Source organism: Vibrio owensii (assembly GCF_002021755.1).
Lineage (GTDB): Bacteria > Pseudomonadota > Gammaproteobacteria > Enterobacterales > Vibrionaceae > Vibrio > Vibrio owensii.
Map to the genome: position 1 here is coordinate 471658 of NZ_CP019960.1, position 25888 is coordinate 497545.

At 45.1% G+C, this 25888-nt stretch carries 29 protein-coding genes; 16 read left to right on the plus strand and 13 right to left on the minus strand.

Annotated elements, in window-relative coordinates:
• Nucleotides 1–146 precede the first annotated feature (146 nt).
• The 5 genes from hutW (at nucleotide 147) to A9237_RS27385 (ending at nucleotide 3874) form a co-directional block, all read left to right on the plus strand.
• Nucleotides 147–1517 (plus strand): heme anaerobic degradation radical SAM methyltransferase ChuW/HutW, encoded by a 1371-nt coding sequence (hutW, locus tag A9237_RS18670; protein WP_078609039.1) that lies wholly within the window; start codon nucleotides 147–149, stop codon nucleotides 1515–1517.
• A 22-nt stretch (nucleotides 1518–1539) separates the two neighbouring features.
• Nucleotides 1540–2043 carry a heme utilization cystosolic carrier protein HutX gene (gene hutX, locus A9237_RS18675; RefSeq protein ID WP_078609040.1) on the plus strand — a complete coding sequence of 168 codons (504 nt, stop codon included), beginning with the start codon at nucleotides 1540–1542 and terminating at the stop codon, nucleotides 2041–2043.
• Between the two features lie 107 nt (nucleotides 2044–2150).
• On the plus strand, nucleotides 2151–2681 hold the full coding sequence (gene hutZ / locus A9237_RS18680) for a heme utilization protein HutZ (protein ID WP_005441121.1): 531 nt from the start codon (nucleotides 2151–2153) through the stop codon (nucleotides 2679–2681).
• A gap of 104 nt (nucleotides 2682–2785) precedes the next feature.
• A complete protein-coding gene (locus A9237_RS18685) occupies nucleotides 2786–3322 on the plus strand; it encodes an ATP:cob(I)alamin adenosyltransferase (RefSeq protein WP_078609042.1) in 537 nt (178 codons plus the stop codon).
• 141 nt (nucleotides 3323–3463) lie between these two features.
• On the plus strand, nucleotides 3464–3874 hold the full coding sequence (locus tag A9237_RS27385; protein WP_078609045.1) for a hypothetical protein: 411 nt from the start codon (nucleotides 3464–3466) through the stop codon (nucleotides 3872–3874).
• A 6-nt stretch (nucleotides 3875–3880) separates the two neighbouring features.
• Here the strand turns inward: A9237_RS27385 and A9237_RS18695 are convergent, their stop codons facing one another.
• Entirely contained in the window at nucleotides 3881–4795 is a 915-nt protein-coding gene (locus A9237_RS18695) for a chemotaxis protein (RefSeq protein ID WP_005441118.1), read from the minus strand.
• 268 nt (nucleotides 4796–5063) lie between these two features.
• Here A9237_RS18695 and ppiC point away from each other — a divergent pair, with 268 nt between their 5' ends.
• Nucleotides 5064–5342, plus strand: coding sequence for a peptidylprolyl isomerase PpiC (gene ppiC, locus A9237_RS18700; protein WP_005433507.1), 279 nt, complete (start codon nucleotides 5064–5066; stop codon nucleotides 5340–5342).
• 487 nt (nucleotides 5343–5829) lie between these two features.
• Nucleotides 5830–7179, plus strand: coding sequence for an alpha-amylase family protein (locus A9237_RS18705; RefSeq protein WP_078609047.1), 1350 nt, complete (start codon nucleotides 5830–5832; stop codon nucleotides 7177–7179).
• Nucleotides 7180–7246: 67 nt separating this feature from the next.
• Here A9237_RS18705 and A9237_RS18710 read toward each other — a convergent pair whose 3' ends face one another.
• Entirely contained in the window at nucleotides 7247–8236 is a 990-nt protein-coding gene (locus A9237_RS18710; protein WP_078609050.1) for a zinc-binding dehydrogenase, read from the minus strand.
• Nucleotides 8237–8310: 74 nt separating this feature from the next.
• Complete coding sequence (locus A9237_RS18715; RefSeq protein WP_005441115.1) at nucleotides 8311–8814, minus strand: lactoylglutathione lyase family protein; 504 nt, start codon at nucleotides 8812–8814, stop codon at nucleotides 8311–8313.
• 235 nt (nucleotides 8815–9049) lie between these two features.
• On the opposite strand from A9237_RS18715, the gene A9237_RS18720 reads away from it, so the two are divergent.
• Nucleotides 9050–9829 (plus strand): SDR family NAD(P)-dependent oxidoreductase, encoded by a 780-nt coding sequence (locus A9237_RS18720; RefSeq protein WP_078609053.1) that lies wholly within the window; start codon nucleotides 9050–9052, stop codon nucleotides 9827–9829.
• Between the two features lie 9 nt (nucleotides 9830–9838).
• Nucleotides 9839–10837, plus strand: a complete 999-nt coding sequence (locus A9237_RS18725; RefSeq protein WP_078609055.1) for an AraC family transcriptional regulator — start codon at nucleotides 9839–9841, stop codon at nucleotides 10835–10837.
• 95 nt (nucleotides 10838–10932) lie between these two features.
• Here the strand turns inward: A9237_RS18725 and A9237_RS18730 are convergent, their stop codons facing one another.
• Nucleotides 10933–12048, minus strand: a complete 1116-nt coding sequence (locus A9237_RS18730) for a linear amide C-N hydrolase (protein WP_078609058.1) — start codon at nucleotides 12046–12048, stop codon at nucleotides 10933–10935.
• Nucleotides 12049–12132: 84 nt separating this feature from the next.
• On the opposite strand from A9237_RS18730, the gene A9237_RS18735 reads away from it, so the two are divergent.
• Nucleotides 12133–13026 carry a LysR family transcriptional regulator gene (locus A9237_RS18735; RefSeq protein WP_078609060.1) on the plus strand — a complete coding sequence of 298 codons (894 nt, stop codon included), beginning with the start codon at nucleotides 12133–12135 and terminating at the stop codon, nucleotides 13024–13026.
• Between the two features lie 34 nt (nucleotides 13027–13060).
• On the opposite strand, the gene A9237_RS18740 is transcribed toward A9237_RS18735, so the two are convergent.
• The 3 genes from A9237_RS18740 to A9237_RS18750 form a co-directional block, all read right to left on the minus strand.
• Nucleotides 13061–13504, minus strand: coding sequence for a GNAT family N-acetyltransferase (locus A9237_RS18740; RefSeq protein WP_078609063.1), 444 nt, complete (start codon nucleotides 13502–13504; stop codon nucleotides 13061–13063).
• Between the two features lie 175 nt (nucleotides 13505–13679).
• On the minus strand, nucleotides 13680–14240 hold the full coding sequence (gene sigZ / locus A9237_RS18745) for an RNA polymerase sigma factor SigZ (RefSeq protein ID WP_005442530.1): 561 nt from the start codon (nucleotides 14238–14240) through the stop codon (nucleotides 13680–13682).
• Nucleotides 14227–14520 carry an ArsR/SmtB family transcription factor gene (locus A9237_RS18750; protein ID WP_005433559.1) on the minus strand — a complete coding sequence of 98 codons (294 nt, stop codon included), beginning with the start codon at nucleotides 14518–14520 and terminating at the stop codon, nucleotides 14227–14229. The genes sigZ and A9237_RS18750 overlap by 14 nt, the downstream gene beginning before the upstream one ends.
• A 251-nt stretch (nucleotides 14521–14771) precedes the next feature.
• Here A9237_RS18750 and A9237_RS18755 point away from each other — a divergent pair, with 251 nt between their 5' ends.
• A complete protein-coding gene (locus A9237_RS18755; protein WP_038893537.1) occupies nucleotides 14772–15908 on the plus strand; it encodes a permease in 1137 nt (378 codons plus the stop codon).
• Nucleotides 15909–15984: 76 nt separating this feature from the next.
• On the opposite strand, the gene A9237_RS18760 is transcribed toward A9237_RS18755, so the two are convergent.
• Nucleotides 15985–16356: a YybH family protein gene (locus tag A9237_RS18760; RefSeq protein WP_078609065.1), complete on the minus strand. Its 372-nt coding sequence runs from the start codon at nucleotides 16354–16356 to the stop codon at nucleotides 15985–15987.
• A gap of 117 nt (nucleotides 16357–16473) precedes the next feature.
• On the opposite strand from A9237_RS18760, the gene A9237_RS18765 reads away from it, so the two are divergent.
• Nucleotides 16474–17340, plus strand: coding sequence for a LysR family transcriptional regulator (locus A9237_RS18765; RefSeq protein ID WP_078609067.1), 867 nt, complete (start codon nucleotides 16474–16476; stop codon nucleotides 17338–17340).
• Between the two features lie 152 nt (nucleotides 17341–17492).
• Nucleotides 17493–17786: a hypothetical protein gene (locus A9237_RS18770; protein ID WP_005442525.1), complete on the plus strand. Its 294-nt coding sequence runs from the start codon at nucleotides 17493–17495 to the stop codon at nucleotides 17784–17786.
• A 51-nt stretch (nucleotides 17787–17837) separates the two neighbouring features.
• On the opposite strand, the gene A9237_RS18775 is transcribed toward A9237_RS18770, so the two are convergent.
• Both A9237_RS18775 and A9237_RS18780 read right to left on the minus strand, forming a co-directional pair.
• A complete protein-coding gene (locus tag A9237_RS18775) occupies nucleotides 17838–19796 on the minus strand; it encodes a monovalent cation:proton antiporter-2 (CPA2) family protein (RefSeq protein ID WP_005442523.1) in 1959 nt (652 codons plus the stop codon).
• The gene (locus A9237_RS18780; RefSeq protein WP_009704823.1) at nucleotides 19793–20410 is read right to left on the minus strand and encodes an NAD(P)H-dependent oxidoreductase; all 618 of its coding nucleotides are present in this window, start codon (nucleotides 20408–20410) and stop codon (nucleotides 19793–19795) included. The genes A9237_RS18775 and A9237_RS18780 overlap by 4 nt, the downstream gene beginning before the upstream one ends.
• Before the next feature lie 663 nt (nucleotides 20411–21073).
• Between A9237_RS18780 and A9237_RS18785 the strand changes: the two genes are divergently transcribed.
• The 3 genes from A9237_RS18785 to A9237_RS18795 all read left to right on the plus strand — a co-directional run bounded on the left by A9237_RS18785 (nucleotide 21074) and on the right by A9237_RS18795 (nucleotide 23598).
• On the plus strand, nucleotides 21074–22015 hold the full coding sequence (locus tag A9237_RS18785) for a LysR family transcriptional regulator (RefSeq protein WP_078609069.1): 942 nt from the start codon (nucleotides 21074–21076) through the stop codon (nucleotides 22013–22015).
• Nucleotides 22016–22194: 179 nt separating this feature from the next.
• Nucleotides 22195–22860 carry a zona pellucida protein alpha gene (locus A9237_RS18790; RefSeq protein ID WP_005442518.1) on the plus strand — a complete coding sequence of 222 codons (666 nt, stop codon included), beginning with the start codon at nucleotides 22195–22197 and terminating at the stop codon, nucleotides 22858–22860.
• Between the two features lie 87 nt (nucleotides 22861–22947).
• Nucleotides 22948–23598 (plus strand): hypothetical protein, encoded by a 651-nt coding sequence (locus A9237_RS18795; protein WP_045417111.1) that lies wholly within the window; start codon nucleotides 22948–22950, stop codon nucleotides 23596–23598.
• Nucleotides 23599–23711: 113 nt separating this feature from the next.
• Here the strand turns inward: A9237_RS18795 and A9237_RS18800 are convergent, their stop codons facing one another.
• From A9237_RS18800 to A9237_RS27215, 3 genes are all read right to left on the minus strand, one after another.
• Nucleotides 23712–24143: a YccF domain-containing protein gene (locus A9237_RS18800; RefSeq protein ID WP_009704819.1), complete on the minus strand. Its 432-nt coding sequence runs from the start codon at nucleotides 24141–24143 to the stop codon at nucleotides 23712–23714.
• Nucleotides 24144–24336: 193 nt separating this feature from the next.
• Nucleotides 24337–25551: an MFS transporter gene (locus A9237_RS18805; RefSeq protein WP_078609072.1), complete on the minus strand. Its 1215-nt coding sequence runs from the start codon at nucleotides 25549–25551 to the stop codon at nucleotides 24337–24339.
• A gap of 12 nt (nucleotides 25552–25563) precedes the next feature.
• Nucleotides 25564–25716 (minus strand): hypothetical protein, encoded by a 153-nt coding sequence (locus A9237_RS27215; RefSeq protein ID WP_005535284.1) that lies wholly within the window; start codon nucleotides 25714–25716, stop codon nucleotides 25564–25566.
• Between the last annotated feature and the right edge of the window lie 172 nt (nucleotides 25717–25888).

Sequence of the window (25888 nt, forward strand, 5' to 3'; positions counted from 1 at the left end):
ATCATTATCAACTTGGACTGATTATCACTTACAAAAGAAATAAGATCAATTATCAATTGCATTATCATTACGGCCAAATTATGATCTTTGCAGTTTTTTTGAAATGAGCCTCAATCCTTTGTGTGGTGGGCTTTAAGTGAGTAAATATGACCGTCGATATTTATAAATTTGACGAATCAATCCTTGGGAGTGATAGCCCCGATCCGTTGCGCTTTGCTTTTGTGAAAAAACACTCTGCGCATGCGGGTGGCAGTAGCATGCCAGTGCCGCCGCCACAACAAGGTGACATCCTATCGAGAATCACCTCGGAAACGACGACTAAGAACAATAAGCGCTGCTTATATATTCATGTTCCATTCTGTCGAGTGCGCTGTACTTTCTGTAACTTCTTCCAAAATGCTGCCAGCCGTAAGTTAGTCGATGAATACTTTGATGCTCTGATGAAAGAGCTGAAAGAGAAAGCGGCGATGCCGTGGACGCAAAGTGGCATCTTCCATGCGGTTTACATCGGCGGTGGCACGCCAACGGATCTGGCACCAGAACAAGTTCGCATTCTTGGTCAGGCCATTCACGACTATTTCCCTCTAGCAGCTGACTGCGAAATTACACTTGAAGGTCGTATCAACCGATTCTCTGACGAGTTATATCAAGGTGCGCTAGACGGCGGATTCAACCGTTTCTCATTTGGTGTGCAGAGCTTTAATACCAAAGTTCGTCGCAGCGCTAAGCGTTTGGATGATCGCGAAGACGTATTGAATCGCGTTAGTGAGTTGGCAAAAGAAGACAAGATTCCTGTCATCATTGATTTACTTTACGGCCTGCCTTACCAAACAAAAGAAGTGTTAGAGCAAGATCTTAAGGACTTCATGTCTACAGGCGCTCATGGCTTGGACCTTTATCAGCTAGTAGTTGGCGGTACAGCGCCAATGCTCAATTTGGTTGAAAAAGGAAAAATGCCGCCACCTGCAACGACTCCGGAAAAAGCGGGCATGTACGAGCTTGGTGCCAAGTTTATGGCAGAGCACCACATGAAGCAGCTTAGCGTGAACCACTGGGCAATTGATAACCGTGAACGCAGCTTATACAACAGCTTAGCGAAGACCTATGCAGAAGTACTGCCTGTCGGTTGTGGAGCGGGCGGTAACATCGGTGGTTACGGCATGATGCAGCACCGCACGCTAGACACTTACGTTAAAGCTGTAAATGAAGGGCAGAGCACCATCGCAATGATGATGAAGCAAAGCCCACTTGAGCCGCTATTCGCAGCACTGAAGTCCGGCTTTGATCGAGGCATTGTTCAGGCGAGCAAGCTGCCAGCATTTATGGGCGAAGACACCTTCAGTTTCCTGATGCCACTATTCAAAGTTTGGCATGACAAAGGTTTGGCCGAGTTACAAGAGCGCAGTTTAGTTCTGACGTTAGCAGGTAGCTTCTGGGCTGTGTCTCTGGCTCAGGCATGTATTCAAGTACTGACTTCTGAAATGAACGAAAACGTACCAAAAGTATCTAACAATTAATCTGAAAGAAATGGAAAAAACAATGGAATCAATTAAGCAACAGGTCGAATCCCTACTAGAACAAGAGCCGCAACTACTTCCAGCAGCAATGGCTGAGCGCCTTGGTGTATCAGAGTTTAAAGTGGTAGCTGCACTTCCTCAAGAGATGGTTGCAGTAGCACCAGGCGAGCAAGCACAAAGCATCTTAGAAGGTCTTGTTGGTTTTGGCCCAGTAACAACTATCGTTCATTCTTTTGGTTCTATCTTTGAAGTAAAAGCGCCGTTCCCGAAAGGTAAAGTTGCTCGTGGTTACTACAACCTTATGGGTAAAGAAGGTGAGCTTCATGGCCACCTAAAACTGGATAACGTGAAAAACATTGCGCTAGTAAGCAAGCCTTTCATGGGCCGTGAGAGCCATTACTTTGGTTTCTTCTCTGAGTGTGGCAGCAATATCTTTAAGATTTACCTAGGCCGCAACGAGAAGCGTGAGCTAATCGAAGATCAAGTAACAGCATTCCGTGCAATGCAAGCAGAGTTCAACAAGTAGTCTCGAATGAGCATGACACTGCACTAATTCGTTAGCGCAGTGTCATTTTATTAAAGAATAACCGAGTTAAAACTCGGAACAACAAACAAGTAAAGTTAGGTATCAAAATGGATCAGCAAGTTAAACAAGAGCGTTTACAAGGTCGTCTAGGACCAGAAATTAAGGAATTTCGTCAGGAGCGTCGTACCATTCAATTAGCAACCGTTGATGCGGAAGGCCGTCCAAACGTAAGTTACGCCCCATACGTTCAAAACCAGGAAGGTTACTTCGTTCTTATTTCTCAGATTGCTCGTCACGCACGCAACCTACTAGAGAATCCAAACGTATCTTTGATGATGATTGAAGACGAAGACTCGTCGAAGCAGTTGTTCGCTCGTAAGCGTCTAACGTTTGATGCGGTTGCAACCGTTGTTGAGCGTGATACTGAAATGTGGCAACAAGTTGTTGGTCAAATGAAAGATCGTTTTGGTGAGATCATCGATGGTCTGAGCCAACTAGAAGACTTCGTTCTGTTCAATCTAAAAGCAGAGCAAGGTCTATTCGTAAAAGGCTTTGGTCAAGCTTACCAAGTATCAGGCGATGATCTGGTTGATTTCGTTCACCTTCAAGAAGGTCACAAGAAAATCGAAAACGCATAAGCCGATTTTCTAACTTATGATCGTTTAAACGGATGTGATTGCCCAAAGGGAGTTAGGTTATACTGACTCCCTTTTTTATTAGAACCAAAGCACAGAGAAAGAGCATGAGACCAGTAAGCAAGGAACTTGACGAGATTTGTTACCCATTCATCTATGAAGACAGTCCAGTATGTGACTTTGAAATCATTGCTGATGAGTTGTGTAGCCGAATTGGGTTGGTTCTATCGATGGAACTCGATGACTTTAGCCGTGACATACTGACTCGAATGCAGCCCAACGTATATCATGTAAATGGCTCTATCCGCGGAAAACTCGCGATTACAGAAGCGGAAGTCGATGAGCTAAAAGCCGATTACGATGCAATCAAAGCTCGTATCGATGGCGGCTTTAAAGGGTTTGTGCTTCCTGGCGGCCACCCAACGTCAAGCCAGTTGCATTTGTGTCGTTGCCAAGCAAAGAAGGTGGTTCGTGCATTGGTTGCCGTTGAGCATTCAGGTAAGAAGCACCCCGATCCTATTTTGTTCCGCTATTCAAACCTGCTCGCAAATGTGCTCTACAGTCTTGCGTCTTATATCAACCACATTTATCAAGTCGAAGAAACTGAATTCGTGTCTCGCAGCTACACAATGCCAAGTAAATAGGCAAAATATCACCTAATAGTCTGAATTTAATGACTTTAAGCTAGCCGTCGCAGAGTTCTCATTCGAGTGCTTTGATTACCTTTACCCATCTTTCTGCTTTTGTTTGAATAACGATTAAAATTGATTCAGAGGAAAGAAACGATGGGTTTAGTTGTTGGGGGGCCTTTATTGGTCTGGCTGTTTTGCGCGGTATTGTCTATCAGAGCGGGGTTTGTGTTGTTTGCAGGGCAGCATTTTTCGAGTGTTCTGATTGCTATAGCGTTTGCGGTGGGGGCGACAGCTTCTATTATTTTCTACAACTGGTATTCGATTGCGAAAAGGGAGGAGGTTTACTTTTTCTCCCTTGCAATGGAATTGGTGTGTCGCCCCGCATTGATTATGCCAACGGTTATCGCGATAGGACTGTATTTCTTCGGCGGAGGGCTATTGCTCAATAGTTACATCAAAATGTTCGTCTTTGTTGCACTGTTTTCATGTTCGGTAGCGAGTATCACGAGTTTGTTCACTGCCGAGAAAGTTATTGATGTATACCAGATCAAGCAAACTTATTAGATATGATTAAGAAGCCATCGCTTTTGCTTCCAGCTCTTTTGCACCGCGCAGCATCGCTTCAATCAATTCCCCAGCGTTGAATTTCTCTAATGCCTCGTGAGCGCCAACTTGGTGAGCTCGGTCAACACAAATCTCGCTTGATAGAGACGTGTGAAGAATTCGGTAAGAGTTGTTCAGCGCAGAATCATTTTGAACTTCAAACGCAAGTTCATAACCATCCAGCCCTGGCATTTCAATGTCACTCACTAAAAGGTCAATTGGGCGGTTAGCTTCTGCATCTCGCTTCATCAAGTCGAGTGCGTCTGAGCCGTTTTTACAGATTTGATACGGGATGTTGATGCGGTCTAGCGCGTCGCTCAATTGCTTGCGAGCGATAGAAGAGTCGTCCACCAAAAGGATATTTAAGGCTTTCAAACGCTCGCGCTCGATGTCTGTAAGCATTGGAATCTTGGTATTCTCGTATTGCGGGTAGATCTTCGATAGTAGAAGCTCCACATCCAACATTTGGACGATCTTCTCTTCATAGCGAGTAATACCCGTTACAAAGATATTATGACCCGCACTTGATGGCGGTGTTTCGATAGATTTCCAATCACATTCAATGATCTTCTCGATACTTCGCACCATAAATGCCACTACGGTACGTAGACAATCTGTCACGATCAAATAGCAATTCTTGTATTCTTCCTCTTGGATAGGACGGAATCCAATTGCTGCCGCCATATCGATGACTGGCACCGTCAAATCACGAATTGTCACAGTGCCAATTACATGATGGTGCGAATAGGGAATTTTGGTGGTCGGCATGTAAGGTACAATTTCACGGACTTTAAGTGTGCCAATTGCGAAGTTCTGTTGCAGGGTGAGTTTAAACACCAACATACCTTGAGATTGGTTCGCTTTACTCGCGACTTTTGCCATGAAAATAACCTTATCAATATCACTGATTTATGTAACTAATCTAATCTTATAAGGCGACCGCTTCAACCGTAGAGCGTGGAAAAGTGAGCTTTTTAGGAAATAGCGCAAATTAAAGGTGAAATTGAATCGGTTAGCGGCCAAGTTTTCATCAAATTGTTAGATAGGACCGAGTATCAAAAGATGAAGATAAGAACGGCATGAGAGAAATTATTGCGATATTGAAGCGATTCGGTAAACTTGCGCCACCCGAACAGTGAGAGACAGACACATGGCAAATACAGCAGCCGCTTTACACATTCTTGTAAAGCATAAAGAACAAGCTGAAGACATCATCCAGCAGCTTAAAAAAGGTGCTAAATTCCAGACATTGGCAAAGAAATACTCGACTTGTCCATCTGGTAAACGTGGTGGCGACCTAGGTGAGTTTCGCCGCGGTCAAATGGTGCCACAGTTCGACAAAGTTTGTTTTTCTGGTGAGGTTCTTACTCCACACCTAGTCAAAACCAAATTTGGTTGGCACGTTGTGAAGGTGTTATACCGCACTTAAAAAATAGCGCGTTTATCGCGCTATTTTTGTATCTAGCGTTCTTTATTCGCGCACCTCTCGTCATCATTTCGACTCTTCCTCTTCTTTCCTATCAATTTATAAACCGCACCAACTGTGACGTGAGCAGCAGTTTCGCTTTCTTAAATATTTGTTACATATCGAATTATTGCCCCATATTCACATTCTTACTGAGAAAAGGCGTAATAGTGAGAGTAGGCGCGATCAGAATGGTTTATCTGCAAAATGCTTATAAAACAGGTGTTTAAATCGGTATCCTTGCGATCTTTGTTTTGGCTTGGGCGTTCGAATACTTTTAAACGGACGTTTAAACCTTAACTGGGGATGAGCTACGCCTTGTTTTTCCACCTAGCAGAAACGCGAAAGGGGTGAGGGAGGTTCGCTAATAGTTCTTATAATTTTGGCTATTGGATTCGCTCACGAAGAATACGAGTAACAATGGGTGAGCGAACGCGACGAGGAGAGAAACATGAGTGGCTTACAGGAAACACAATCAACAGGTGCAAATGTTATCTTGCACGCTTTTGATTGGAAGTATGCTGACATTGCCCAACGCGCAGCGGAGATCAGCGAGCTAGGTTATGGCTCGGTATTGGTTTCTCCGCCGATGAAAAGCGCACAAGACGAACGCTGGTGGCAGCGTTACCAACCTCAAGATTATCGTGTTATCGACAATGCGCTCGGTAATACCACAGATTTTAAAAACATGGTTGAAGCACTCGACCGTGTAGGTGTATTGGTTTACGCCGATGTCGTCTTTAATCACATGGCGAACGAAGCACACCTGCGCTCGGATTTACAATATCCGCGCCAAGCCGTGATGGACGATTACCAGCAAAATGCAAGCAAGTATCAAGATCTGACTCTATTCGGTGACTTGTCAGAACCGCTATTTGATGAGAATGACTTCGTTGAAGCTTTTGGCATCAAAGATTGGAAAGACAAGTGGGAAGTTCAAAATGGTCGAATCTCGGGCGGTCCAACCGATCCTGGGTTGCCGACTTTACGTGTGTGCAAGCATGTTATTGAGCAGCAACGTACTTACCTGAAAGCGCTTAAGGCTCTGGGCGTGAAAGGTTTCCGTATTGATGCCGCAAAGCACATGACGCTAGAACACCTAAAGTTGGTTTGGACCGAAGACATTACTCAAGACGTCCATATCTTTGGTGAAATCATCACAGATGGTGGCGCGACAGAAGAAGAATATGAGCTGTTCCTAGAACCGTATTTGAAAGAAACACGGTTAGGTGCATACGATTTTCCGTTGTTCTCAACCATCTTTAAGGCGTTCTCGAAGAAGGGCAGTTTTAAGTCTTTGATCGACCCGTACTGTTTTGGTCAGGCTTTATCTAACCGTCGAGCTATTACTTTCGCGATCACTCATGATATTCCAAACAATGATGTGTTCCTGGATTTGGTCATGGATGAAGAGAACGAATGGCTAGCGTATGCCTACATTCTGGGACGCGATGGCGGTGTTCCGCTTATCTACACGGATTTGGATACCAGTGGTATCAAGGGCGTGGATGGCAAACCAAGATGGCAGAATGCGTGGAAGGACGCACGTATGGCAAAGATGGTGGCATTCCATAATCTTGTTCATGGTGAGCCAATGACGGTACTGGAAGGTAACGACGATATGTTGGTACTTCAGCGCGGCGAGAAGGGCATCTTGGTACTCAACAAATCTGCGCGAGCGCAATCACTGCAACTGACAGTGAACAAGGCTCTGGTTGATATGATGACCGGAGAACAAGTGCCTAGCGGTGAAGAGATTAAAGTGGCGGCGAAATCAGCAATGCTGCTTGTAGAAAACTAATACCCCTTAGAAGCGCAAACAGCTTTGGAGTTTGCGCTTCTTTTTTCCTTATTTTGTCGCTTGGGATTTAGTCGACGAGTTTAGCGACGATCTTTCCGACCGTTCGTTGCTGACGAATAGACACTAGAGCTTGAGCGACGTCTTTTAATGCGACGACTTCCAATTTAGGCACCATGACTTCACCACGTTCTAGCATGTGGGAGAATTCCACCCCAGCGTTAACGATAGAAGCAAAACCTTTTTCACCGTGAACATGACCAGAGCCTAAGCTCAGTTGGTGGAAGGTGAGCCCTTGCAAAAAGGCTCCTGGGTATTCGGTTGCACGCGTTGTTCTTACTAGCTCTACCATTTCACCTTCAAAACCAAGCACTGAAGCACACAGAATGTCGTTGTCGCCGCCAACGCAGTCCAATGATACCTCTACGCCAAAGCCTTCAGTGATAGCCATGATCTGCTCACGTACATCCTCTTGTTTGTAGTCAATGACATGTGTTGCACCCAACGAACGCACAAACTCGTGGTTTGCCCCAGAGCTTGTAGTGATGATGGTTTCTACACCGAAGAAGCGAGCGAGCTGAATGGCAAAGCTGCCCACGCCACCAGAACCACCAGCAATAAAAATGCTCTTACGCGTAGAAATGTTCAGTTTATCAACAAGCGCTCGATAGGCCGTCCAGCCCGCGCAAGGTGAAGCGGCTGCGACTTCAGGAGCGACATCAGGGTGGGCAATCAACGTACGTGAGTCTTGAATTGCGTATTCGGCGAAACCACCGCTCATTCGACGCATGTTGCCATGATAGAGAACGCGATCACCTACCTGCCAACCCGATACCTTGTCACCGATGGCAACGATTTCCCCCGAAACATCGAGGCCACCAACGAAAGTATCGTTCATACCATCGACCATCTCGTGCCAAAGATTCACTTTAGCATCGACAGGGTTGAGCCCAACGGCATGAACTTTTACTAACACATCTAACCCACTCGCAATCGCTGGAGTGTCGATGTCGGTATAGGTGAAGGTATCTTGATCTTTTTGGTAAGTGATCGCTTTCATTCTTTTCCCCAAAGGGCACTTGCCCGAAAAATAAAAAACCAACGGCGCAATCACCGTTGGATAGTTTTGATGATTTATTGGTATGCGCCTGCCGAGTAAGTTAACTCGTAGCTGTGGCTGTAGATTTCTAGGATGTTGCCGAACGGGTCTTCCATGTAGATCATGCGATAAGGTTTTTCGCCTGGGTAGTAGTAACGGGGTTCTTTCATGCGTTTCTTACCACCTGCGGCAACGATCTTTTCAGCTAGACCTTCGACATCTGGATCTTGGACGCAGAAATGGAAAATCCCAGTTTTCCAGTATTCAAAGTTATCTTCTGGGTTTTCTTGGTTCTTGAATTGGAACAGTTCGACACCAATTCGATCCCCTGTTGATAAGTGAGCGATACGAAACCGCTCCCAGCCTGCGCCAAAGACATCAGTACACATTTCACCGATCGCACTGTCGTCTTCGACGATTTCAGTTGGCTCCATAATCAGATACCAACCCAGAACTTCGGTATAGAATTTTACGGCTGCTTCTAAATCGGGTACGGAAATACCAATGTGAGAAAACGTTCTTGGATATGGGATAGACATAACCTTTGCCTCTTCTGTGTGTTCATCCTGTTCAAAGCATATTAGCTAGTTCAATCTTTATCCAAAAATTATCATTTGTTCTCATTGTAATAAATTTATGTAATCAACGGTCTTTAATCAGGCTGGCACGATCGGCAAGTAAGATGTCATCTTCTGCCAGTGTGTGGCGCGATTGGATAGCATAAACTTTATCCATACCAACAACGACGTTAGCTCATACTAAGAGGACAAGCACATGACAAATACAGCATTAATTACAGGCGCATCAGGTGGTATCGGTGAAGAATTAGCGCGTATACACGCCGAGAAGGGGAGAGACTTAGTGCTTGTTGCCCGCTCTAAAGATAAGCTAGAGGCACTGGCATCAGAGCTTCGCGATAAACACAAGGTTCAGGTTGCTGTGATTGCAGAGGATTTGACTCAGGCTGATTCTGCTGCGCGTGTGTTTGAGCAAACCGAAGCGCAAGGCTTGCAAATTGATGTGTTGATTAACAATGCAGGCTTTGGTGGTCACGGAAAATTCCATGAACGCGAATTGGTGGCAGACCAAGCCATGATGCAACTTAATATGGTGACGTTAACCAATCTGACGCACTTGTATCTGCAAGGCATGGTGGCACGCAATCGCGGTAAGATCTTAAATGTGTCATCAACGGCGTCGTTTATGCCGGGTCCGTTACAGGCGGTGTACTACGCAACCAAGGCTTATGTTACATCGTTTACTCAAGCGATAGCGGAAGAGCTTAGAGACACCAATGTAACGGCGACAGCGTTGTGTCCGGGTGCGGTAGCGACGGGTTTTGTTGCTGCCGGGGATTTGCAAGGTGTGGAAGTGTTTAAAAATGCCAAGTCTCCTCGTTCGGTTGCAGAGTGTGGTTACAATGCGATGGAACAGGGTAAGTTGGTGGCTTTCAACGAAGGTGGTTTGAAGTTCATGCTTGAATGGATTGTGCCTTTCCTACCAAGAAAATTGGTGCTAAAAATATCGCGTCAAACCATGGAAAAAAGTGCTTAGGAATCAAATATGATCAAGCGAGCGAGTCAATTCACCGTGCCTCAGAGTTGGAAAGTGCTGCTTAACGATATGGATATCGATCCGCAACTGGTGCTGGCATACGCCAAGTTACCTGCCGACTTGTTCAATCGAGAAAAGGCAACGCTTAGCCCAAATGAGTACTTTCAGCTTTGGGTCGGAGTTGAACAAGCGTCCGGAGAGCGCGAGATGCCGTTGCTCCTTGCTGAACATATGTCGGTTGAGGGGTTTGATGCTCCAATTTTTGCCGCTATTTGCAGTCCGAACTTGAACACCGCACTCAAACGGATTCAGCAATATAAGCCGTTGATTGGACCTATGGTAATGACGTTAGACGTCACCGATAAAGAAACAAAACTCGGCATTAGTTGCTATGGCCAACGACAAGCGCTGCCTAAATCTTTGGCTTTGACAGAAGTGGTGTTCTTTACCCAGTTAGCACGTTTAGCGACGAGAAAGCGGATTCAACCGCTACAAGTTACGTTGCCTGAGCTTCCCAACAATCTTGAGGAATACCAAGCTTACTTTGGTTGCCCGCTGGTCAAAGGTGATGGCGTAGAGGTGCGTTTTAAAGCGGAAGATGCAGTGCATCCGTTCGTGACTTCAAATGCGCAAATGTGGGGATTTTTCGAACAAGGGTTGAACCAAAAGCTAAAAGATCTTGATGCCAGCGCCTCAACAGTTGAACGTGTTCGAGCAGTCTTGATCGAGTCATTGCCTGCGGGGAACAGTGCTATTGAAATGGTGGCAGACAAACTGGCAATGAGTAAACGTACATTGCAGCGTAAGCTCACGGCAGAAGCTGAAAGTTATCAATCCGTGTTGCAAATGGTACGGGTGGAGCTTGCCGATCACTATTTAGAGAAGTCTCAAATGTCACTGGGTGAAATCTCCTTCCTACTGGGATTTCAAGAAGCGAACTCATTTATTCGAGCTTACAGCGCTTGGAAGGGAATATCTCCTGGGCATTATCGAGACCAGTGCCATTGAGCACACCACGAATAGAAAGGAAAAGCGCCGAACATGTCGGCGCTTTTTTTGAATGGTGCTTTTGTCCACACACCTTTCAAGTTCTATTGTTTAAGCTATTTCACTAAGTGCTGACCCATGACGCCATCACCTTTTTCTAAGCGGGATGAAATGTCACCAAACAGATCCGGTAAATCGGCTTTGATGGTGTAGTTATGTCCGTCATTCAACTTGTTAAAGTCCACTGAGTACTGCGTGTAACTGTCGTCATACTGGTAACGCACGTTCATCACTTTTTGGTCTAGGTTGTACACCAAACCATAGATGGTTGCGTAGCCACGCATTTCGCCATTCACTGGGCGGTTTGCCGCATCCAATGGGATTTTGTAGGTCACACTATCCAGTTTCGCAATGCCATTGGTGTAGCTGCTAGGTTCTTTAAGCTGGTCCTTCATGTAGCTGTTCCAGATAAAACGTTGAGCAGAATTAATGTTACCCGGGATCGGGAATTCACCATTCACATCACTCTTCGCTTTTGGTTGCGCTTCTTGCCAATTTTTCAAGTGTTGCGCGTACTCTGGGCTGTTAGTCATCACGTCATATTGTTTGCCATGATGAACTTGCCATGCGCCGCCGATGTATTCCAACACAGCAGAGTCACCACTTGCGTCTTCTAATGAATAATGTCCCTTCATTTCGATGCCATTGTGGCTGAACTGTTGGATTTGGATTGAATCTAGATGCTTCAATGCTTCATCAACGGATGCAAAACTATCAATCAGGTAAGCGACAAAGCGCGAGTTTTCGATTTGTTGTTTGCCAGCTTGTGGTGCGCCTGGGTTTTCTTCATCCAAGAAAAGCGCATTAGCCGCAAAGCCTTTCTCGTTAAAGCCATCAATAATGCCCACGCCGTAAATGCTCACACCGATAGAGGCGTATTTCGATGTCCATGTAAGCGCATCGTCTTTATCGTAGCCGCTGTAGGTTTGGCCCGCGTGACGAACATCAATGGTTGGCTGATTGGCTTCCATCCAATCCATAGTTCGAGAGACAAATACACCGTGGTCTTGAGTCTCCCAAACCAAACGTGAACACGCATTTGCTGCAGTAGAGATGCTGCCAACTGCCATTGCGACTGATGCTGCTAGAAGTACTTTTTTGCTAAAACCTTTCATTGAATTGCCCTCGTAACGTTTCAATACGAAGTCATTATTACGCTTCGTATTCACCATGTAATCTCAGTTATGTTGCAGATTTTGCAACAAGGTGGTTTGGATTGAGCTAAGATAAACGGGTTTATTGTTTGAGGACCTTCTATGCCTAGAGCCAGTTTTGACCAACTTACTGCATTTGTTGCTGTCGCAGAGCATGGATCATTTAGCCAAGCCGCAAGGGTAATCGGGAAAGACAGAGCGACGCTACACCACCAAGTCAGCGACCTAGAAATTGATTGGGATGTGATCTTGTTTGAACGCAAAGGAAGGACACCAGTCTTGACGGAGGTCGGAGTGACGTTACTGACCCAAGCCAAACACATTCTTTATCAAATGCAGTCTTTAGAGCTTTCTTGTGATAGCTACTCTCAAGGGGATGTTCCGGAGATAACGATTTGCCACGACATGTCGGTACCGTGTGATGCCATAGCGGACATCGATCTTTCTTTGCGTAAGCAATACAAGAGTACCGCGATTCATTGGTTACATCGCAGCCGAGATGAAGCGTTAGAAATGCTCATGGCGAAACAAGCGGATTTTGCGGTGGTACTTAACAGCGGCAAAGCGTTCCCAACCGAAGGGATGTCGTTCATTAACTTGGGCTACCCAAGATTTACCTTCTATGCGCATCGTAAAAGTCCAATAGCGCAGAAACCCGTTGTGACTCTGCAGGATCTCGCGTCACATCATCAGTACATTGCAGAAAATTTCAGCACCAGCGCACTTGGTAATCAACAGGTGATGTCGCCAAACATTTCTCGAATCAGTAACATCGATGTGTTGATGCGATTATTGAAAAATGATGGCTTTGCTTTGCTTCCTCATCATTTAGTGCAGGCTCATGATGAGAAAGGCGAATTTGTCCCGTTAAACATCGATTTCATGGCGAACGAAGGTCGTGCAGGCTATGTGTTACTAAAGCGAGGCAATACGTTAAGTCCTGTGCATCAAAAGCTGGTGGCGCTGATGACCGAATGGTTTGATAAACAGGTGTAAAAGCCAAAACTTCCCGCTTTGGATTTGTACTGGATTAAGAAAGCTCTAATCGTAGTGATATATCACCATCATCGAGGATGCCATCCTCTTGAAATCCGAACGCATGATAAAGCTTACCTGCCTGCTGATTGGAGGGTTTATGCATCGTGAGTAAGGTTTTCCCTCCGAGTTGTTTCACTTCTCCAACGAGCAAGTTGAGTACTTGCTTTCCATAGCCTTTGTTCTGGTGATCTTTGTCGATCATAAAGCGGAACAGCGAGTAAATGGAGTAATCAAGCGGCTCGTCTTCATGGCAAAACGCAAGCAAACCGATCACCGTCTCTTGCTCATAAATCACTTTCAATCGGTAGTCGGTTTCAAAGCGTGACTGAGCAATCGTAATCGCGTTGGAGGCAAGGTTTTCTTCTTGTTCTGGGTGAAGATTGAGACGAATACAATCTAGATAGTTTTCTTTGGTGAGTTCTCTTAATGAGATCATAAATATAAGTTTCCTTCTTCCTTAAAGCAGAAGAAGTAAAGCTTACTATTCAGCAAGATAGCAAATGAGAGAGCGGACGAAGAGATAAAGCTGTGATTGAGTTCATGGATAGGCGACTCAATAACGAGCCGCCAAGCTATCGGTCTTCATTGTGAGGTGGGCATTCAGCGAGGGATTAACATTTATCGCAAGAAGCACCGTTTTGGTTGCAATCTGTCATACGACCTTGTTTGTCGAACGAGAAACTGCAACATTCTTCAAATAGCTTTTTCAATTCGACACGTCCTCTCTGTACGCGCGATTTGAGGGTTGAGTAGCTGATACCTTGTTCTTCGGCCAACTTCTTCTGGCTCATGCCTTCAAGCTCTATAGAAGAGAGCAGTTGCGATTGCTCATCTGGTAATGCTTGCACAAACGGCGCAATGCACTTTGACAGTTCTTGTTTCAGGTTTGATTCTTGCTCTTCAAACCAAAGATCGTCAGCAACGAGGTCATTATCACGCTGATTTCGAGCACGTTTACGGTAGAAATCGATGATGGCGTTATTCGCGATTTGGAAGAGCCAAGATTTGACGCTAGATACATCACGAATATCCGCAAGGTTTTGATAAGTCTTAAGCAAAATCTCTTGTTTTAAGTCGTCTACATCATCTTCATTACTGACTTTAGAGCGCAAAAACGCATGAATAGCGTGTTCGTATTCGCTCCAAATCGATTCGAGGTTAGCAGTTTTCATTGATGCAACACTCGTCACGCAAGAAACCAATAACCGTATCTAAGCATTCATACTCAGCAACACAATATAAAGTACGACCTTCACGACGCTGACTGATTAAGCCGGCTGAGGCTAGGCTCGAAATGTGATGAGAAAGGGTAGAGGCTGGAATACCAAGTTTATCTTGTACGCCACCAACCGCGATTCCTTCATAGCCTGCTTTGACCACCTCTTTATAGATACATAAACGGGTAGGGTGTCCTAGCTCTTTGAGCGCTTTTGCTACAGCTTCGAGTTCCATACTGACCTCTTGGAATGACAGACGATAAATACATTTCGATGATAGTGAAAGTGTGGGTGAATAGCAAACAAGAAAAATTACCTAGTTAATTAATTGATTATTAAGACTTTAAATTATATTTCGATATTTATCGAAATATAATGGTTGACGCGTCGATTTTTAATTCTATAATTCGAGAAAAATAGAAATGAAGAATTCAGCTTCATTAGGAAATTTACATTTACTGATGTGACATCAGTAGGAGAATCAATATGAATCCAGAAATCATGACCATGGCTAAGGAAGCGCTTGATATGTTTGCGTTTCTAGCAACCGAACTTATCATCTTATTCCTAGCAATTAGCTACATCGTGGGTGTGTTGCAAGATTTTCTAACGCCAGAAAAAATTCAATCTATCCTGAGCTCAAAAAAGGGTAAAGGTTACTTTATTGCTGCGCTATTAGGTTCGATTACGCCTTTCTGTTCGTGTTCGACCATTCCTTTCTTGAAAGGTTTATTGCGTGCAAGAGCAGGTTTTGGGCCTATGATGGTGTTCCTATTTGCTAGTCCACTGCTTAACCCAGTGATCATTGGTTTGTTTGTAGTGACCTTTGGTTGGAAAGTAGCGGTATTCTACTTTGCTATCGCGATGACAGTGTCTGTGGTTGCAGGCTATGTACTTGAAAAGCTGGGCTTTGAACGTTACGTAAAACCAGAAGCGTATGAAGCAGCAGGCACCTCTTCATGTGGTACATCTTGCGGTGATTCAAGCAAGAAAAAAGAACAAGCGAAACCTGCATCAAGCTGTGGTACCAGCGCTTGTGGCGAACCTGCACCAGTTGCAGCAAAAACATCATGCTGTAGTGAGCCAGCGCCTGTGGTAGCGAAAACATCTTGTTGTGGTGATAGCGCGCCAAAAGCGGAGCCTAAAGTAGAAGTGTCTTGCTGTTCATCAGACGGTAGTGCAACAGCGACCATCGTGGAAGAAAAAGAGCCTAGCCGCTGGGTACGTATTTGGCACTCAACTTGGAAAGACTTTAAACAAGTGTTCCCTTACCTAATGATGGGTATTGCGATTGGTTCATTCATCTACGGCTTCATCCCAACGGATCTTATTGCGGAGTACGCAGGTGAAGCGAAGTGGTACGCGATTCCAGTAGCAGCAATTATTGGTATTCCATTGTACATCCGTGCAGAGGCAGTTATTCCACTAAGTGCGGCGCTAGTACAAAAAGGTATGGCACTGGGTTCAGTAATGGCACTTATCATTGGTAGCGCAGGCGCAAGTCTTACAGAAGTGATTTTGTTGAAATCAATCTTTAAGAACCAAATGATTGCAGCCTTCCTATTCGTTATCTTAACGATGGCAATGGGCGCAGGTTACCTATACACCTTCATCTTTGCTTAATTTAATTAAGTAAACTGAAAGACAAAAATCCCCAAGTTTCGGCTTGGGGATTTTTTAATTCTGAAAGACTTAAAGCTTATCGTTCGCCAAGCACTTCGAATTCATCGTAAGTTAGGCGAGACAACCCATCTTCTTGAATTTCCCATAACTCTTTGTGCACGACACCAAACGCTTTGTTCATCGTCCAATCTGAAGTAAGGATGTAGCCATTTTCGCTGTCTTTTTCCCACTTAGTGTTGGTGTAGTCCACGTTGTTAAAGCCTTGGTCCATGATGTTTTGCCAGAATGCTTGGATTGCTTCACGTCCCTCAAATGTGCCAAATGGTTTTGCAATCATAACCGCATCTTCTGCGTATTGTGCTGCACAGCCCGCGGCGTCTTGATTATTGAAAGCGATTTGCCATGCTGAGATGCCTGCTTGAGCGCGTTCTAAAACTGATTGAGTCATCCTGAATATCCTGTGATTGGTGTTTGTTTATGGAGTAATCATAGGGTTAGAATTGAGATAGAAAAACAAAGTAATAAGAATTGAATGTTCTGTAAAAAAGAACAATAAGGAAGGGCGATGAATAAGCTGCGTTTGATGTCTCTGTTCGTTCATATTGTCGAGTGTGGTTCAATCTCCAAAGCTGCCGATAAGTTAGAGCTTTCTAAGTCAGTGTTGAGCTCTGCTTTGAAGCAATTAGAGCAAGAGCTGGATACTTGCTTACTCAAACGTACGACCAGAAAGCAAACTTTGACCTCGACGGGTGAACGCTTTTACGAGCAGTGCGCGCAAATGACAAAACAAGCAGAGGCCGCGTGGTTAGAAGCCACAGAGTTAAAGCAAGTGCCAACGGGAAGGCTTACCGTCACTGCGCCACATGCATTAATGCGCTCAATAGTGCTGCCTGCTTTAACGAGTGCTTTTGCTGATTACTCTGATGTGCAGTTAAATTTGATCAGTGATGATAAGCATGTGGATATCGTTCAACAGGATATCGATCTGGCGGTACGAGTAGGGGCTTCTGGTGATTCAAATATTAAACAGCGCAAAGTAGGACAGTTTTGTGACGTCTTGTGCCGTGCGAAAGGCGCGCATTCTGATTTTGAAAGTGCGCCTTATATTGCTCAACATTGGCAGCTTGAACCTGTTATTCATGCGTTTGCCTCCAAGGAACCGGAACATCAAATTCAATATCCAGTGAAGCACCGAGCGAATACCGTCTTTGATGTGGCCAGTCTTTTAGAAATGGGGTTAGGCGTTGGGATTTTGCCTGATTTTATGCTGGAGTCGAATTCGCTTCTTGAACCTGTACCCAGTGCGAAAGCGTCAAAGGTGAACCCAATTTATGTATTGCATCCCTACCAAGCTCATGTACCGATGACAGTGACAATAGCAATAAAAGCGATTGAATCGCGCATTGAGGAAGTCATTTTATGTAAAAACTGACGGTTAGCGGGGCGAACACTCAGAGTCGGTTTGGAATTAAAATTGATGAATTTTTATTCAGGATCAATCTTCATTATTATTTCACCCCACGTTCAAAATGCCTCGTCTACACTGTTTGATGAGTTGTCAGTTGGCAGACCAAGGAGGCAGCCATGATTGCAGTTCATCGAGAGTATTGTTTATCGAATAGCCCAGATTTACACGCCCATGTTGAGGTCAATCCCGTCGGTAAATTGGAAGTTGAAATTGTCGAGCTTCATGAACACCACACGACCGAGTTTGATGATCTTTCTTTTGAAAGTAGTGGCGCTCAAACGCGTATTTGCGGGAAAGAAGACACCGTTCCGTGGCAGTTCAACTTAGCGAAAACCGATGCATTAGAACTGTCGCATTTAGTTGATGAAGCGAACGAAGAGTATGAGACATTGATGAGTGATCTTATGTAGCTCCGCTTTTTCACCGGCAATAAAAAACCTCCCAGTGGGAGGTTTTCGCGTTTATTGAGCGTCTTCTTTTGGTGGATGCAACTCTTGGACATTTTCTTCGTTGAAGTCGTCGGCATAGCCTTTTGGTGGCGGTGTCCAACCACGCTCTGAGCGGGAGAGCTTATCGTGACGATCTTTTTGCATCTCTTCTGCCATTTTTTCTTCTAGATGAATAAATAGTTGACGGAAGTTGTTGTCGTAACGTTCACCTTCCGAATCATCGACCCACGCTTCATATAGCATGTTGGATTTACGATCTTCAACGCGGCGATAAGTCGATTTTTGTTGCTCAGTGAAGAACGGATGAATACCAATGGCTTTCATCGCGTGACCACCAATCTCTAATGCAGAATGGTAAGTTTCTGATTCGATGATATCTGCACCCGCTTGACGCAATAAGTAGCCATGTCCACGGTCAAATGCACGCGCAATCACTGTCACGTTTGGATAGGTGTGCTTGACGTACTTAACCAACTCAACGCTCGATTCTTGATTATCTATCGCGACGACAAGTGCAGAGGCATGCTCAATACCTGCCGTGTGTAGCATGTCTGGTCGAGTCGCATCACCAAAGTAAGCGCGAGTACCAATTTGGCGCATGTTATCAATCTGGCTGGCTTGGTGGTCTAGTACAACCGTTTCCACGCCATTAGATACCAATAAGCGGTTTACGATCTGACCAAAGCGACCAATACCTGCAATGATGACGGTGCCTTGCTCTTCAATCGTGTCACTTTCACGCTCATTCGATTCACTTTCAAAGCGAGGAAGAATCACCTTATCAAATAGAATAAATAGACCAGGTGTTAGGAACATAGAGATCGCAACAACCAATGCCAGTGTTTGTGAAAGCTCGAATGGGATTACGTGGTTTTGTACCGAGAAGCTCAATAATACAAAGCCGAATTCACCTGCTTGTGCCAAGCTCAAAGTAAACAACCAACGGTTACTGCCTTTGATACGGAAGATGAACGCAAGTGCGAATAGAATCGCGGCTTTCAGAATCATCACACCAAGTGTTAGACCGATGATCAAACCAAAGTCGCTGAACAGCACTGAAAAGTCGATGCCGGCACCTACCGTGATAAAGAACAAGCCAAGCAGTAAGCCTTTAAACGGTTCAATGTTTGATTCCAACTCATGGCGGAACTCACTGTTCGCCAGAACCACACCCGCTAAGAACGTACCCAGCGCAGGGGACAGACCCACTAAGCTCATTAAAGCCGCAATGCCGATCACCAGCATTAATGCTGTTGCAGTAAAGATTTCACGTAGGCCAGAGCTTGCTACGTAGCGGAACAGTGGACGACTTAGGAAATGCCCGCCAACAACGACGATAGCAATAGAAGCCGTAATCACTAGACCGTAAGCCCAGCCAGGAAGTCCAGCCACTAGGCTAAGTTCTTCATGATGTTCTGCGGCTGCTTGCGCTGCCGATTGTGCTTGTTCTACCAACTCTGGTAGTGCTAATAGCGGAATAAACGCCAGCATTGGAATCACGGCGATATCTTGGAAAAGCAGCACTGAGAACGCGTTCTGACCACCTTCTGTTTTGGTCAGTCCTTTCTCGCTAAAGGTTTGCAGAACAATCGCGGTGGAAGAAAGCGCGAAGATCAAACCGATCGCTAATGCTATGGTCCAAGATTGGCCAAAGTACAGAGCAATCGCCATGATCAGTGCGGCAGTACCACCAACTTGTAAGCCACCTAAGCCCATTAAGCGGTTACGCATTGCCCATAGCATCTTAGGCTCAAGTTCCAAACCAACGAGGAACAACATCATAACCACACCAAATTCAGCAAAGTGTTGAATTGTCGTGGTTTCTTCACCTACGAGGCCAATAATAGGGCCAATGACCACACCCGCAATCAAGTAACCTAATACCGAGCCTAAGCCTAGACGTTTTGCTAAAGGAACGGCGACGACAGCGGCAATAAGGTAAACAAAGGCTTGTAAGAATATCCCTGTCATGATGCTTCCTTAATCAGTTGTGGTAATGCACTGTTGAGTTTGATGAGCGATGCCGCTGCTTCAAGATCAAGTGTGTCATTGACGAGCGCATTGAGTAGCGTTTTGTAGCGTTCAACATGCTGTGGAATTCGATCTTCTTCTTGAGCTGTACGGGAACCAAACAACGCGAGTGGAGCGATGTAGTTCATCCCAGTCAGTGCCGACATTTGCTCGATAGGAGCCAATAGCTCACGGATGGTGAAGTGGTTGTAGCCTTCGGCTTTATAGGCCTCTTCTTTACCACCTGCGGATAAGACACAAAGCATGGTTTTGCCATGAAGCTCTGTACCTTCTGAGCCATAAGCAAAGCCATATTCTAAAACCAGATCTTGCCACTCTTTTAGAATGGCTGGCGTGGAATACCAGTACAGCGGAAATTGAAAAATCACCACATCGTGGTCACGTAAACGCTGTTGTTCTCGGTCAATATTGATATTGAAGTGCGGGTACTCGGCATAGAGATCGACACAAGTGACACCTTCAATCGTATTAGCTGCTTTAAAAAGGGGAGCATTCACCTCAGAGCGATGCTGGGAAGGATGCGCAAAGAGAATCAATACTTTTTTATTTATCATAGGAATCCTTGCTATGCGTCTAAACCATTTTTGGTATAAGAATGAAAGACTTTGATTGTTGTAAGAAACTGTAACCCATAAACCTTATCCTATCTACTTTAGTGATTGAACATTGGAAAGTTAAAATCACTTTCAATGAAATATAGAAAATCTTCACGGGGCACTGCTTTTTATCTTCCTTAATAAACGCTTGAGCAGCTCCTTTATTAGAGAAAGATGGATGCACTTACCGGAAGTTCTCAATCTACAAATTTGGTGTGGGTTATCTCGTTTAATGTACTAGGTTTTTTACTCTATTTTTTGAGAATCAACGCATAAAAACGAACACTGGATATCCTCATACCTGTATCAAAGACGTTATCTAGAAGCCCGCATCCGAGCTGATACTGGGATGAGCGAAACGACTTATTTCAAAGCCATGTAAAATGATAAATTTGAGGAATGTGATAAGCGAAGAATGCCGCAGATCAACGTTTACTGAGAGTAGGGTGTTCATCGGAGCGGTGCATTTGTGATTTTATAAACGCCAACTTGATCGCGGCCATTGTTATTTTTCCGTCATAGAAGCGTAGCGAGCGCAAAGAATTCATGCGTTGAGATTGGAAAGTACGCAAATCTCTTCTTATGCTGAATAATAACCTCAAGTTATTATCGACGTGGAATATGGCCAAAGATCTCTTCTCAAACCTCGACCTGAATTTGCTCCGAACATTCCTTATTTTGCATCAAGAGCGCAATATGCGCCGAGCGGCAGAGCGCTTGTTTGTTTCTCAACCCGCCGTGAGTAAGGCATTGCAGCGGCTGCGTGATCATTTTGAAGATGAGCTGTTTGTGAAAACCCATCACGGGTTGCGGGCAACGGAGTACGCGAACGATTTAGCGGAAAATCTCGCGCCGTTACTGGATGAAATCTCTATCACGCTCAATGGTTCTAAAGCATTTAACCCATTAGAAATGAACGGGACCATCAAGATTGCGTTAGCGCCTTTTATCTTGAGCTCTTATGCCAGTGAAATCTGTCAGGCGATTCGACAAGCAGCGCCAAACGTCCAGATCCACTTGTTGAATTGGTCTCGCTCCACCATGGATGAGATCATCAAAGACGATGTCACGCTTGGTGTGAACTATGAAATCAACCACGCTCCAAAAGAGCTACTGACGAAAATGATCGTCAAAGACACCTTCTGTGCGTACGTGCGAAAAGATCATCCGTTTCCCGGTGACCGACTACAAATCTCGGATTGCAGGGATTTGGAGTTTGCGACCGTGATCGCGGCCGATTGGAACTCCAGCGTGTCGTTTTCTGAGAAGATAATGAAAATCAAAGGCGTAGAGCCCAAAATCGCGTTTCGCTCTGAATTGCCGTCGGCCATTATCGACGTGGTGGCTAACTCGGACATGGTCTTTCCCGCTTCAAAAACGGTGAACGTCGATAAGATCTCTCAATTGAGAAGATTGGATATCGAGTTTGACGGTATCGTGATTGAGCCTTGCTTGCACGCTTACTATCACCATAAAAATCGCCGTAATGAAATGGTTCATTGGCTGCGCAGCATCATCACGGATGTCATAACCAAACACCTAGAGCGCTCACAACAGCGATAATAACCCTTGGTTATCACGCTCTCTACTCTTGTTTATTAATAACCCGCCGTTAAGTGCGGGTTTCTTTTTAGCGATTAGAGTAATAAAACACTGCTCAATATACTTCTCTTCATCGGGCAGGGAGTCCACTTTTCTTGCAAGAGGCATCCCTGAGTTTCGACAAATTAAGAGAGTAAATCATGAAAGTTAAATTACTGAGTGCAATCATCGCGGCGACATTTCTAGCTGGCTGTTCTTCATCGGGTTCGGATTCCTCAAATGAGCCAGTAGGTGTTGCTTCTGTTCAAACCTTTGATGGCGAGCACTTTGATGGCATGGCTATCCAAGGTGATAACGGTGAGGTTACGACAGTTGCGATCCGTGGCGAGGAAGGAAACACCGTATTTAACGTCGGTGGTGAGCTTTACTACACTGATGGTGAGGTGGTTAAAGATTCATCAGGCGAAGTAGTGGGTCACATTGAAGTCCGTAATAACGAACTTATCTTTGTTAGTGATGATGGCTTCGTACATTTAAGCGTTGAAGATGGTCGCCTTATTGTAGAAGAAGCGAAACTAAACCCTGTTCATCCAATTGAACCAACACCAGAACATCCTATCGCTGGTTCACCTTCTAACCCGATGGAGCCGATTCCAGAGCATCCAATCGCGGACGGTCCAGTGAATCCAATTGAGATCACGCCTGAAAACCCTATTGAGGCGACGCCTGAGCCTGCAATGGAGGCATCGGCGAAGAGCTTAACGCCGGAACAGCGCGCAGAATTGAAACAAAAGGTTCAATCCCTATCACAAGAGCAACGTCAGGAAATAAAAAGAGCGATTCGCGACCGCGTTGAGCGCTCGTAAACCAAATCGCATAAGGGTAAGTAGCAAGGAGCCGCTTGATTTAAGTGGCTCCTTTTTTCTTTTCGAGTTTTTCTGATAGGTATCCCAATGAATAAATCTCTGACGCTGCTTTGCGCGCTCTTTGCCGTGCCGTGTTTTTCTGCTGACCACAAAATGCCAGAGTTTGGTTTAGATGTGTCCAATACAGATGATGAATGGATTGTGACTGCTTCAGGGTACTTACAAGCAACCGAAGAGTGGAACATTTCTGCTGAGGTCGATTCTACGGGGTATTTAGAATTGGGGACGGGATATGGCGTGATGCTCGGGCAATTCTACACAGAAGCATTTGTGAGCTATGGCCGCGCAGATCTGTTCGACGTTTATGATGCGGGCGTGTTTACCGGAACCGCGTTAGGCGATGATTGGATGGTTTTCGCCAACAGCTCTCATGAGTGGAGAACCAGCTCAATCGGTAAGTCATTCCCATCATTGGAAAAAACAGAAAGAGAGTGGAAAAACACCGTTGGTGCAAGCTATACACCGATTGATTTTATCCGGCTTGGTTATTCTTATAACTACGATAAAAAACTCACAGAGGGCGGTCATCGAACCAATCACGAAGTGCGTATTACTTTAAAACCGAAATGGATAGAGCCTTATGTGAAGTATACATTTGGTGAGCATCGAGTTTCACCAGGATCGACCAAGATAAGTGAAGAGAACAGCGTAGAACTAGGTATTAATTTTAACTTTTAACTAAGGTGGGAGTATGAACTTTCAATCCATTATTCTTGAGTATGCAGTGGCGATTATGGGCTTACTTTTGACAGGAATAACCCTCTAAGCAGGATGCTCAGAGGGCGACAAAATTAACGGTTGATGTTGTAGCGAGCCATTGCCGCTTCTTCTGTTGTCACGACTGTTTTACCAATCGGAGCCAGAGAGATAACCGCCAGTTTCAGGTGTTGAAGTGCGAACGGAATACCAATGATGGTTACGAAGCATGCTACGGCAGAAAGTATATGACCGATTGCCAACCAAATACCTGCAAATACAAACCAAATCACGTTACCAATCACGCCAAGCGGGCTAGTACCGATGTCCATTTCATTGGTCAGTTCATCTCGTGAAACCGCTTCTTTGCCGAATGGGAAGAACGAGAAGTTACCCATCACGAAACAAGCGCGCCCCCATGGAATGCCGATGATGCTGATGAAAGCCAGTAGTCCGAAGAACCACCATAGTAAACCCATGAATACGCCACCGAATACAAACCAGATGATGTTGCCGAGTGTTCTCATTTAAAACCCTTTTTGATTTATAGCGTTGTGTTAAGTATGTCACACGAATCTTAACAGAGGATGAATGGACGCACTTTATCTTAAATAAGCAATCATTGATGAGAATGCCTATTCGATTGAGGGAAAACAGAAAGCGTGTTGCGGGGAGAAAAGAGAAAAGGCTCCCAACGATAACATTAAGAGCCTTCTTAGATTACGCGGTTGCCCAGTTCAAACGTGGCACCGGTTTGTCATTGATCGGCAGGTGAATAAGAGCCGCGATAAATGCCAACACGACTGTTGACCACCAGATTGGATCGTAAGAGCCGTAGTAATCGTAAATGCGACCACCAACCCAAGCCCCCAAGAAGCTGCCTACTTGGTGAGTGAAGAACACCAAGCCGTACAAGGTAGAAAGGTAACGAGCACCAAAAATCTGGCGGACCAAGCCGGAAGTCAGTGGAACCGTGCCTAACCAACAGAAGCCGATAGCACCACCAAAAATGGCTGCAGTGTGTTCGGTGACAGGTAAAGTCACAAAAGCACCAATCACCACCGTGCGCATCAAGTACAGGGCAGACATAACGTGCCGTTTGTTAAAGCGATCGGCCATCACACCCCAGAAGTAAGAGCCAAAGATGTTGAAGATGCCGACATACGCCAGTGCCATCGCCGCTGTTGAAGCCGGTAAATCTTTATCTGCCAAATAACTTGGTAAATGAGTAGCGATAAACATGACATGGAAGCCACACACGAAGAAACCGGCGTGGATCAACCAGTAACCTTTGTGCGCGAAAGCTTCTTTTAACGCTTCTTTCAGAGTTTGCGTATCTTCTTGAGCGTTTGCTGCGTTGTTAGTTTGTGGTTTTGCCGTTCTCATGAACAACGCAAACATCACCATAAAGCTACACAATACGGCAAACACCTGAAGTGCGCCTTGCCAACCAAAGTCACTTAATAGCGCTTGTGCGCCGGGGATCATCGCAAACATGCCGAATGAGCCCGCTGCTGTTGTTAAACCAAATGCTTTTGCAGCGTGTTGGGCAGGGACGACTTTCGCCACAGCGCCTAGCACGATCACATAACTGGTCGCGCTTAAGCCGAAACCAACCAGTACACCCAGCGACAAATACATCATGGTTGGCTCAACTGCGATAGAAGTCAGGTAGAGACCCAAAGCGTAAGAAATGGCACCTAAAATGATTATACGCTTCGCGCCCCAACGGTCTGACGCCATACCAACAAACGGTTGGAACACACCAAACAACAGGTTTTGCAAGGCGATAGCAAAGCTAAAGAACTCGCGGCCCGTTTGGAAGTGGTCTGAAATTGGCATCATGAAAATGCCGAACGATTGTCTGATCCCTAGACAGATAATCAAAATCCCTATTCCAAGCCAAACAAGAATTGGAAATCGGAAAATACTCATAATTTGCTCTTATTAATGGTGATGGTGGTGATGAGAGTGATCCTGGTGTTCGCCGTCGCCAGTGGTTTGATGGCAACCGCTGTTGATGGCTTGTTCTGCCAATATTTCCAATAACTTAGGTGAGTTATGGACGATGATTAACGACAGGCCCAACATGACGGACATTCTCAGCACCTGAGCGAAAATGGTTTGAGAAAAAAGCATGCATTGTGCGCTCAAGTAGAAAAAAGAGCGCGAAGTGTAGAGATAAGTCTGTGATGACACAAATGATAAAAAGTGAAGTAAGGTATGCGTTTTATGCATACCTTATTGAGTGTCCAAAATACCAACAATTGGC